The sequence below is a fragment of the Sphingomonas oligophenolica genome, assembly GCF_039522915.1.
In the GTDB taxonomy this organism is placed as follows: domain Bacteria; phylum Pseudomonadota; class Alphaproteobacteria; order Sphingomonadales; family Sphingomonadaceae; genus Sphingomonas; species Sphingomonas oligophenolica.
On sequence record NZ_BAAAEH010000069.1, the window covers coordinates 1 to 681 of the forward strand.

General features: G+C 63.4%; 1 protein-coding gene. It reads left to right on the plus strand.

The features are described 5' to 3' along the window. Positions 1-3: 3 nt before the first annotated feature. Positions 4-681 (plus strand): IS630 family transposase (locus ABD050_RS28915; protein ID WP_343893053.1); only part of this gene is annotated, 678 nt, incomplete at its 3' end.

The following is a 681-nucleotide window of genomic DNA, read 5'->3' on the forward strand; positions in this document are numbered from 1 at the left end:
GAGATGGGGCGAGGTCGGCCTGTTGAGGCGCTGATTTTGACGGCGGATGAGCGAGGCTATCTGGAACGGCAGGTACGGCGCCATCGAGTGACGCGCTCGCTGTCGGAGCGCTGCCGTATCGTCTTGCGCTGCGCCGATGGGATGCAAAGCAAGCAAGTGGCTGCTGAACTGGGCCTCAGCGAGCATATGGTCGGCAAGTGGCGTCGGCGGTTTCTGCACGATCGCATCGACGGTTTACTCGACGAGCCGCGATCTGGTCGTCCCCGCTCGATCGACGACGATGCCGTCGCGGCGGTAATCGAACGAACGCTGCAGACGCTACCTGCCGACGCGACCCACTGGTCGATCCGCTCGATGGCGGCGGCCACCGGTCATTCGCATACGACGATCCGACGCATGTGGAACGCGTTCGGGCTGCAACCCCACCGAGCGGAGACATTCAAGCTGTCGAGCGACCCGCTGTTCGTCGACAAAGTCAGGGATATCGTCGGCCTCTATCTTTCGCCGCCCACCCATGCCCTAGTCTTATGTGTCGATGAGAAATCGCAAATCCAGGCGCTCGACCGCGAACAGCCCGTGCTGCCGATGATGCCTGGCATGCCCGAGCGACGGACCCACAGCTATGTCAGGCACGGTACGACTTCGCTGTTTGCCGCCCTCGACGTCGCCACCGGCGCCGTC